This window comes from Yoonia sp. KMU-150, assembly GCF_056858355.1.
On record NZ_JBXEQF010000005.1, the window covers coordinates 1 to 2,500 of the forward strand.

Below are 2,500 nucleotides of genomic sequence, written 5' to 3' on the forward strand. Positions count from 1 at the left end.
GTTGCGGGCGTAGGCTTTGCCTCTCCGCCTGGGCTCCGCCCGTTTTGTGCTGAGTGGCTCCACTGGAGCGCTTGCGGGACGCACAAAACCCTTCAGGTCATGCGCCTGACGGGGTTTTTCATGTTCTGGGTTTGGTTGCGGGAGTAGGATTTGAACCTACGACCTTCAGGTTATGAGCCTGACGAGCTACCGGGCTGCTCCATCCCGCGCTACCGATCGTCGTTTTCATCGTCGAGAGATACGGTTGGCTTCTTATTAGATTTGGCAGTGACTTACTCTCCCACGTCTTGAGACGCAGTACCATCAGCGCTGTGGCACTTAACGGCTGGGTTCGGGATGGGACCAGGTGTTTTGCTCACGCTATGACCACCAAATCAAAAAAGAAGCCCAGTCCAAACACGAAGGTGTTTTGACTGAGTGGCAAAGTCACTTTGCAATGCAAAGTGACAGCCACCCCGTCGCACATCCGGGTGCTTGGACAGCATCAGCGACTTGGCACCGTTTTTACGCTGCTTCGTCGTTGTTCCATATCAGATATACTGATGATTGTGTGTGTATGTATCTTTGATCGAGCCAGACTGTTACTGGATCAAATCAAGCCTATCGGACCATTAGTACCGGTCAACTGAACGCATTGCTGCGCTTACATCTCCGGCCTATCGACGAGGTGGTCTACCTCGGTCCTCAGGGATACCTTGTTTTGAGGGGGGCTTCCCGCTTAGATGCCTTCAGCGGTTATCCTGTCCGATCATAGCTACCCTGCACTGCCGTTGGCACGACAACAGGTCCACCAGTGGATCGTTCACCCCGGTCCTCTCGTACTAGGGGCAACTCCTCTCAAGTATCCTACACCCACGGAAGATAGGGACCGAACTGTCTCACGACGTTCTAAACCCAGCTCACGTACCTCTTTAAACGGCGAACAGCCGTACCCTTGGGACCTGCTCCAGCCCCAGGATGAGATGAGCCGACATCGAGGTGCCAAACGGTGCCGTCGATATGGACTCTTGGGCACCATCAGCCTGTTATCCCCAGCGTACCTTTTATCCGTTGAGCGATGGCCCTTCCACTCGGGACCACCGGATCACTATGGCCGTCTTTCGACTCTGCTCGACTTGTCAGTCTCGCAGTCAGGCTGGCTTCTGCCATTGCACTCAACGAGCGATTTCCGACCGCTCTGAGCCAACCTTCGCGCGCCTCCGTTACAATTTGGGAGGCGACCGCCCCAGTCAAACTACCCACCACGCAGGGTCCCGGACCCGGATGACGGGCCGCGGTTAGACATCAAACAGAATAAGGGTGGTATCTCAAGGGAGGCTCCACCGAGACTGGCGTCCCGGTTTCAAAGCCTACCACCTATCCTGCACATACTGTGTCTGATGCCAATGCGAAGCTATAGTAAAGGTGCATGGGGTCTTTCCGTCTAACCGCGGGGAGCCTGCATCTTGACAGGCAATTCAATTTCGCTGAGTCCACATTTGAGACAGCGGGGAAGTCGTTACGCCATTCGTGCAGGTCGGAACTTACCCGACAAGGAATTTCGCTACCTTAGGACCGTTATAGTTACGGCCGCCGTTTACCTGGGCTTCAATTCGGAGCTTGCACTCCTCCTTTTAACCTTCAGGCACCGGGCAGGCGTCAGACCCTATACGTCGTCTTGCGACTTCGCAGAGCCCTGTGTTTTTAGTAAACAGTCGCCACCCCCTGGTTTGTGCCCCCGGCCTCTACTTGCGTAAAAACCGGGCCTCCTTCTCGCGAACTTACGGAGGTATTTTGCCGAGTTCCTTAAATGTGGTTCTCTCAAGCGCCTTGGTATTCTCTACCAGTCCACCTGTGTCGGTTTAGGGTACGATCTCATGGAGGGCTATTTCCAGGAACCTGTTGGCGGCCCGCCCAATCCGATAAGGGCGAACAACGTTTCAGATCCGTCACATCCTCCTGGCCCAGGAATATTAACCTGGTTCCCATCGACTACGCCTTTCGGCCTCGCCTTAGGGGTCGGCTTACCCTGCTCAGATTAGCTTTAAGCAGGAACCCTTGGACTTTCGGCGAGGGAGTCTCTCACTCCCTTTGTCGCTACTCATGTCATCATTCTCACTAGTGATCTCTCCACCGGATCGCTCACGCGCCGGCTTCACAGAAAGCTCCTTGTGTCCAATCCCACCGAGGTGGGTAAGGACACATGGAACTATGTCACACTACGCTCTGCTACCATGCACTACGTGCATCCCAGACTTCGGCTCATGGCTTGAGCCCCGTTACATCTTCGCCGCAAGACATCTTATTTAGACCAGTGAGCTGTTACGCTATCTTTAAAGGATGGCTGCTTCTAAGCCAACCTCCTGGTTGTTTTGGACGTCTCACCTGCTTTCCCACTTAGCCATGAATTAGGGGCCTTAGTCGTAGGTCAGGGTTGTTTCCCTCTCCACAACGGACGTTAGCACCCGCTGTGTGTCTGCCATCTAGTACTCCTCGGTATTCGGAGTTTGGTTAGGATCAG

The 2,500-nt window shown here is 54.4% G+C and carries 1 tRNA gene and 2 rRNA genes (1 of these 3 cut by a window edge); all 3 read right to left on the reverse strand.

What is annotated here, in order from left to right:
• Positions 1-132 precede the first annotated feature (132 nt).
• A tRNA-Met gene (locus AC04PH_RS17180) sits at positions 133-209 on the reverse strand.
• 50 nt (positions 210-259) lie between these two features.
• Positions 260-374: ribosomal RNA gene (rrf, locus tag AC04PH_RS17185) — 5S ribosomal RNA — on the reverse strand.
• A gap of 216 nt (positions 375-590) precedes the next feature.
• Positions 591-2,500, reverse strand: a 23S ribosomal RNA gene (locus AC04PH_RS17190) (it continues 994 nt past the right edge of the window).